Origin of the sequence: Cyanobium sp. N5-Cardenillas (assembly GCF_024345515.1) — a bacterium.
Classification (GTDB): Bacteria; Cyanobacteriota; Cyanobacteriia; order PCC-6307; family Cyanobiaceae; genus Cyanobium.
Genome location: NZ_JAGQBG010000186.1, coordinates 1 through 6,339 on the forward strand (window position 1 = coordinate 1; position 6,339 = coordinate 6,339).

The following is a 6,339-nucleotide window of genomic DNA, read 5'->3' on the forward strand; positions in this document are numbered from 1 at the left end:
GCTGATGTCACTTCATAGTCATCAATGTCAATGTGTTCCCATCCTCGGCTGTCAAAAAGCTCTCTAAGCCTATTCTTGCTCCAAGGAATCCTCGCCATACCTACAACTATGTTAGTCCTTTGACTGTCAGCAGCCATAAAACTATAACAGTTCTCGTGATGAGATTGCTAGCCGCTCACTGCTCATTACGCGAAGCTCCCCAGCGGTGGCCTGCCTCTGAGCTCAAGATTTAGAAATAGACCACTCTCGTTTCATCGTCCTTGGACGTTAATGAGCAGGCAAGCAAGTCAAAACATGAATGTTGGAGCGGGTCCTGCTTGCAACGGCCCTAGCCACTCTCACCATGGTTCCGCTGCCAGCTTGTGCAAAGGTGGTCGCTGAAGGGAAGCCCAGTCCCGGCGGCTTCTATTGGCAGAAGGTCTAGAAAAGCAATGGCAGCACCCAGTTCCTCTGTCGCTCGACCAAGGATGCTGCTACCAGAAGAACGCGCAGTGTGATGGGGCGAAAGCTGCAAAGCCATAGCCGTGGCCTTGTGCTTTGCGCCTCAGGGCTGCTCCTTGCTGTGCCAGCCGTAGCGGCCATGGTGATCTCGGTCGGTGATGGCGACACCCTCCGGGTCGAGGATGGCGGGAGGAAGATCACGATCAGGGTGGCCTGCATCGACGCCCCGGAGATGGGACACGACATGATGCTTGAGCCTCAGTGGGATGCCGTCGCCGAGCGAATCCACGCTTGGCTGGAAACACGGTGACTTCAAGTCACTGCCCGCCGTCGAAACTCACATCCGGCCGGTCGTTCCACCGATTGATGAGCCAGGCAACGTCTTTCTTCACGAACCAGCCCTCGTAGTCCACCCCCGAGACGACCGAGAAAGTCTTGCCGTCTTTGGCGTTGGTGATAAGCCCGCTGATGACGGCGTGTGAAGTGGAATCGGTCTGCTCGACGAACAGGATGTTGGAAATTAGGTGTTTACGTCTGTTGCCGCTGCGCTCGAAATCGCCGAAGCGCGTGCGCCAGAAACTGCGAAACGATTCGCCGGTTTGCTCAACCGGTGCCATGCCCGGCAGGCCGACCGAGAACACCGCGTCATCGGTGAAGAGCGCGAACCACCCGTCGATGTTGAAGCGATCCACCTCAATGGCGTAGGCGTGTATCAGCTGAGTGAGTGCCATCCGGTCAGTCACGTTGAAGTTCGTGGCTCCGGCGGCACCCGATCCCGCGGCTGCGGCCGAGGCCGACTCGGCACCGGTTGCGGTCTTCGGCGCAGTGCTACAACCCGCCAGCGCCAGCGCGGCTGTGGCAGTAGCCGCCCCCCCCGCGATGCCGGCCCGTCGGGGGAAGCCGCCCGACAACTGGTCGGTTCCGGGACCCTGTGTCATCTGCGCTAGTCCTTGTGTTTGCGGATAGGAAGTTAAAACGCCCTTTTGGTCATTTTGCCGGGTAGTAGGCCGCCGCGCGAGCGCCGCTTTGCGCGCTGATCGGGCGTCTCCAAGCGGGTCTTTTACACGGTGGAGTCACACCGGCGCGCTGTGCCCCAGGGTGTCCACCCGGCCGTCGAGCTGTTCCCCCGGCACCGGCGATGCACCACCTGGCTCACCAAGGACCAGCGGAAGGCGGAGCAGCGGGCGCTCGATCGCCAGTAGCGCCACACCCCCAGGGAGTCAAAGTTGAGACCCCGAAGTTCAGACCAGGCCCAGCTGTCTCTTCAGCTCGGGAGGGATGTTCCTTGCGCCCTTGAAGGCTTCCTTTGCAGGCCATTCTGTTTTTTCGTCCCATCTGATCCCAGTAAGGTCTGCATAACTGAGATTGGTCACCATAAGGTTAGATCCGCTGAGGTCGGCCCCGATGAGCGAAGCCCGTGTGAGGTCTGCCCCGCTAAGGTTGGTCTGGACTAGGCCGGCCCAGATGAGGTTGGCCCCACTCAGGTCGGCCCTACTGAGGTTGGCCGCGAAGAGGTTGGCACTGCTGAGGTAAGCCCCTTTCAGGTTGGCCTTACTGAGGTTGGCCATGAAGAGGTTGGTCTCGCGGAGATCATAGCCGACAAGATTGGCCCCTAACTTGCTGTCGGAACCTGCAAGGATCGGAAAGTTCGACTCTCGCAAGAACTGAAAGACAAGTGTTCGGCGCTCTGGACCTTCGCCCTTCAATTGTGCGAGAGCCGTCAGAGTCAGCGCACGGGCAACGCCATTCAATTCAGAGCCTGCCCGTTTGGCTTCCTTCGCTACCTTCGTATCCAAAAGCATCCCTTTCATCTCTTTGATGTATTCACGGATAACGGCATCCTTCTGATTTGCCTGTGCGATTTCGTTCTGTCGGTTGCTGTTGAGAGTGCCAAGGAACCAGCCACCGAGTGCGATCGTCAATGGGACGGAGAGCTTGAGCGACATTTCCATCCAATCCCAGCCCGTCTTCTCTGACGCGCCTAACCAGCGCAGCAGAGACGGCCGCCACCGGAGGAGTAAGGGACTATTCAGCTCCAGGCTGGCATCCGCCCAGTTCTGCTCATCGGTGCACCAAGGGCGGCGTTGAGCAAGCTGATCAGCCCGGGCTCTAATCGCATCATCCGTCGGGGGCACTTTTTGCGGTGTCGCACCTGCGCGTGGCCTGGATCCCCATAGCCTCCAACGCCAAGGAGGGATGCGGCCCAATGGTGGTGTGGCACGTTCATCCACGCCCAAGCGCCCCTCACTGACTGACATTAGGCCCAGTCAAAGCCGGCCACCCCTGAGACCCTTGGGAAGATGCACGCCAAGGGGCGCCCACCATCTTGAGGGAGGCGCATCTCCTCAGGCCGGCCAGTGAAGACCGGGACATGCTCGCCGGTGAGGGTGTCGATTCGTTCGATGGGCCAGCCGTCGGGATCGAGGTGCCAGAGGTAGCGGGGCATGGGGGTTGAGCGACTGCCTACAGGGTTCCCTGGGGCGGACAAGTCAGCGAGAATGCTCCAAGACAACTTCTGCACGATGCGCTTCCCAGTCCTGCTTGCAACGGCATTGGCCATCCTCACCCTGGTTCCGCTACCAGCCGGTGCAAAGGTGGTCGCCGAAGGAAAGCCCAGCCCAGGTGGCTTCTATTGGCAGAAGGTTCAGAAAAGCAACGGCAGCACCCAGTACCTCTGCCGCTCGACCAAGGATGCTGCGATCCAGAAGAACGCGAAGTGTGATGGAGCGAAAGCTGCCAAGCCTTAGCCGCGCCCTTGCGCTGTGCGCCTCAGTGCTACTCCTCGCTGGCCCTGCCGCTGCGGCAACGGTGGTTTCAGTGGGCGATGGAGACACCCTCCGGGTCGAAGATGGTGGGAAGAAGGTCACGATCAGGCTGGCCTGCATCGACGCGCCGGAAACAGCCCAAGCGCCCTACGGGATGGCCTCCCGTCGATTGCTGCAGGAGATAGCGCCAATCGGGGCAACCGTGCAGCTGGTCATGAAGGACCGAGACCGCTACGGGCGCACCGTGGCCGACATCCTGCGAAATGGGCAGAGCCTCAACCTGAGGATGGTTCGCTCCGGCCAGGCATTCGCCTATCGCCAGTACCTCGCGAAATGCGATGCAGCCGCCTACCTCAAGGCGGAACGAGAAGCCGAGAGGGCACGGCTCGGCGTCTGGGCTGACCCCGGCGGGATCACCCGACCATGGGACTTCCGCCGGGGCCTACGAACTGGAAGTGCATCCACCAGCAAGCCCTCTGGACAAAACCCTGTGAGGACCACGCCGCCGAGGGCCATGCCTACAGGCGTTCGCTACCGCTGCTCTGAGATCGGCAGCTTTGCAAAGGCCCAACAGCTTTTGCGGGAAGGGCACACCTACCTCGATAGGGATGGAGATGGGGTGGCTTGTCAGTCGCTGCGCTGACCGGTGCCGGGAGCCCTGAGGGGAGATGCTGCCCCCTCAATGCTTGACGCCAACTCTTTGGACCTGGTGCTGGAGACCCTCACCGACCGCAAGGCCCACCAAAGGCTTATCTGTCGGCTGCGGCCTCGGTTGGCGGGTCGCTCGCATCCCATCGCCCGGCTACCCCGACACCGCCGACCGGGCCTGCTGGCCGTCAGCCCTGCCCGTCTCTGACAGTAACAAATGCCGGCACCGATCGCCCTGCCGTCGCGCCGCGACCTATCAGCAAAGGCAACGTGTCGAACCACCACGAAGAGCGCTGCGAGACGCCATGCCGCATCGTTTGGTCCAACCCCGCACCCGATGAGATCGCTCCACCGGTGGAGCTGCAGTGAGGCCCCCACCACCGCCCCTGCCCCTCGGTGGAAAGAATGAGGGGCGGCACCCAACCCCAAACCAGTCAAACCACGCTGGAGCGACGCATCGCCGCCGTGGTGGAATTGCTCGCCCAGGGCGGTACCTGCTACGAAGTGCTCGCCCTGGCCGCGGAAGATTGGGGGATGAGCGTGCGGTCTGCTGACCGTCTGCTGATGTTGGCTAGGAACGAACTAAACGCTGACTGGCAGATCGAACGCCCCGAGCTGCTGGCCCAACTGATCAGCAGCCTCAGCGAACTGCAGCAGCACGCCAGAAAAACCTGACAGCTGGCGGTGGCGCTCGCCTGCATCAATGCGACCACGAAGCCGGCGGGCCTTCATGACCCCCATCAGCCGCCCCATCGGCGACGCGCCGCTTGATGGTCAACCGCTTGCGGTGGCCCAGTTTAGGACCGAAAAAACAACTCATGAGGCAACGAAGCCACCCGGATCACTTGGCCTGACAAGAGTCTCATTCAGTCGAAAGGGCTGCTAATACCGACCCGAAACCGGCGCTGCTGCGAACCTTTCGAGCTCAGACTCTGGCGGGGCAGTAGGCGCTGAGGGTGGTGTCTTTGAGGCCAGCGGTCTCAGTAACCACCGTGAACTGATCGGTAGGGCCCAAGACCTAGGGATCCCTCTGTGTGGCCTCCACAACCTCTCCCAGCAAACGCCAGGTATTTCACCACATGTAAAGAGTGATCACCGGGATGCCCAGCACCTGAGAGATCTCCGCCACGCTCACACGTTGGGGAGGCCCCATCAGCCGGCGTACAACAGCCTTGACGGCCTCGCTGTAACGACGCATTGGTCATGACCTGAAGCCCCCGGGTGTGCGGATAAGAGGGGCGGCATGACATCGCTCCAGAACCCCGGGGAATGGCCGAGGAAAAGCTCAGATTGGCGGCATTTTTAACAGCCTCCTAGAGCAGGTGAGTCATTCAAGCTCCAAGAAACAATGAACTCAGTCCAACTGAGGCCCACAAAGAATTTTCACAATCAGCAGAGGATGAGAAAAGAAAGAATCGAAAACCATCCATCAGAAACTGCTCATACCTGCTGACCGGCCTATGTTGTAATCTAGATTTCCTGGGAAGGCTTGCCACGCCGTGCAGAATCTGAACCAGCTGATCCCTGACTGTAACCGAGACTGAAGGGATAGCCAAAACGCATAGATTCAAGCCTTCCATCCGACCAAACAACGTGCATAAGATCAACAGTAAATCAAAACAGGTCACAAAAGACCTAAGATTATGATCGCCAATGCCATAGAACTAGGGAACAACGGATGAGACCAGAAAGTGAAGACAAAGAATCGAACGGTCAATCTAGACAACGGATGCATGAAAGCACACAGTTGCCATAGATCCAAGAATTGTCGCGAGCCACTAATTGAACCCGTAAAGGACCCTAGACAGACTAAATATCATTCTTGAAGTCATAGATTAACCACTTGCCATGTTGAAACTCGAGATCATACACCCAAGTTTGCGAATTACGTCCAGACCTGGCCTTGTCCACGCCTTGAGGGGTATGCAGCTCGAGATCTTCGAGAATTTGCAAGACTAAAGATGCACGCCGACCAAACTGCCGAAAGTCGGAAACAGCAAGAACCTTGATATCGTTATACTTGTAAGAGGACTGATGTGATTTAAGCCACTCAACAGTCCCACCAGGCTTGACAATATCCGAGTGCAGAGGACCAGGACTTGCGACAAAAGCATCGAGATTAGATTTATCATAAGGAGGCGCAAACAAAATGCTTTTATACTGCAACCATGGTTCAACCACTTCTCTGGCTGTTGCCGCATCAAGTGCGCCTGACGGAACAGGAGATGCAGCGCCAGAGAATGAAGATGATGATGAATTCTTCGCACCCCCTGAAGGAAAGCCTGGAGCTAGCTGGGCATAGCGCTTGGAAGGCGCAGACTGAAAAGGAGAGACGGGTGATCTTATCGGTAATTCATTCAATTCAGGGGATGAGGTGGAATGCGAACGAGAATTAGAACGAAGGATAAACCAGAAACATAGGGAAGCAAAAACACCAAAAAGAACAAAAGCGACAATGACAGGAAGGAAAGACTTAATTGAACCG

The 6,339-nt window shown here is 58.2% G+C and carries 8 protein-coding genes; 4 read left to right on the plus strand and 4 right to left on the minus strand.

The window, feature by feature from the left end:
* Positions 1 to 580 precede the first annotated feature (580 nt).
* Positions 581 to 751 (plus strand): hypothetical protein, encoded by a 171-nt coding sequence (locus tag KBZ04_RS14305; RefSeq protein ID WP_315860121.1) that lies wholly within the window; start codon positions 581 to 583, stop codon positions 749 to 751.
* 7 nt (positions 752 to 758) lie between these two features.
* Here the strand turns inward: KBZ04_RS14305 and KBZ04_RS13265 are convergent, their stop codons facing one another.
* From KBZ04_RS13265 to KBZ04_RS13275, 3 genes are all read right to left on the minus strand, one after another.
* Positions 759 to 1,379, minus strand: coding sequence for a nuclear transport factor 2 family protein (locus tag KBZ04_RS13265; RefSeq protein ID WP_254992379.1), 621 nt, complete (start codon positions 1,377 to 1,379; stop codon positions 759 to 761).
* Between the two features lie 135 nt (positions 1,380 to 1,514).
* Positions 1,515 to 1,649 carry a hypothetical protein gene (locus KBZ04_RS13270; RefSeq protein WP_254992380.1) on the minus strand — a complete coding sequence of 45 codons (135 nt, stop codon included), beginning with the start codon at positions 1,647 to 1,649 and terminating at the stop codon, positions 1,515 to 1,517.
* 33 nt (positions 1,650 to 1,682) lie between these two features.
* Complete coding sequence (locus KBZ04_RS13275; RefSeq protein WP_254992381.1) at positions 1,683 to 2,387, minus strand: pentapeptide repeat-containing protein; 705 nt, start codon at positions 2,385 to 2,387, stop codon at positions 1,683 to 1,685.
* A 552-nt stretch (positions 2,388 to 2,939) separates the two neighbouring features.
* On the opposite strand from KBZ04_RS13275, the gene KBZ04_RS13280 reads away from it, so the two are divergent.
* The 3 genes from KBZ04_RS13280 to KBZ04_RS13290 all read left to right on the plus strand — a co-directional run bounded on the left by KBZ04_RS13280 (position 2,940) and on the right by KBZ04_RS13290 (position 4,529).
* Positions 2,940 to 3,188: a hypothetical protein gene (locus KBZ04_RS13280; RefSeq protein WP_254992382.1), complete on the plus strand. Its 249-nt coding sequence runs from the start codon at positions 2,940 to 2,942 to the stop codon at positions 3,186 to 3,188.
* A complete protein-coding gene (locus KBZ04_RS13285) occupies positions 3,163 to 3,849 on the plus strand; it encodes a thermonuclease family protein (protein WP_254992383.1) in 687 nt (228 codons plus the stop codon). The genes KBZ04_RS13280 and KBZ04_RS13285 overlap by 26 nt, the downstream gene beginning before the upstream one ends.
* 410 nt (positions 3,850 to 4,259) lie before the next feature.
* Positions 4,260 to 4,529 (plus strand): hypothetical protein, encoded by a 270-nt coding sequence (locus tag KBZ04_RS13290; protein ID WP_254992384.1) that lies wholly within the window; start codon positions 4,260 to 4,262, stop codon positions 4,527 to 4,529.
* 1,134 nt (positions 4,530 to 5,663) lie between these two features.
* Here KBZ04_RS13290 and KBZ04_RS13295 read toward each other — a convergent pair.
* Positions 5,664 to 6,339 (minus strand): ARC6/PARC6 family protein (locus tag KBZ04_RS13295; RefSeq protein WP_254992385.1); only part of this gene is annotated, 676 nt, incomplete at its 5' end.